Consider the following 309-nt stretch of genomic DNA (forward strand, 5'->3'; position numbering starts at 1 on the left):
CTGCGCATTCAGGCGGTGGCCACCGCCTTGCACGCGGCCCGCGACGCCGAGTTGGAGCGCATCGCCGAGGCCGCGCAGGCGGCGGAGAAGAGTCTGCTGTGGACGGCCGAGGAACTGTGCCGGGGTATGCGGCCCCCGCTGCCGGCCGAGCCTGGCTGGGAGGGCTCCGACTCCCTGATCCGCGTGCTGGAGCTGATCAGCAACCTCCAGGTCCAGGGCGCGGCCTCGTTGCTGCGGGTTCATGACGAGTCGCAGGCGGCGGTGCTGGTGTGCATGCATCAAACGCTCACCCGCCGCCAGCACGCTTTG

1 pseudogene is annotated in these 309 nt (G+C 70.9%); it reads left to right on the forward strand.

Annotated elements, in window-relative coordinates:
- A pseudogene (locus TN53_RS43740) lies at positions 1-309 on the forward strand (ATP-binding protein); the annotation flags it as partial.

Source organism: Streptomyces sp. WM6386, from assembly GCF_000972385.1.
GTDB lineage: Bacteria > Actinomycetota > Actinomycetes > Streptomycetales > Streptomycetaceae > Streptomyces.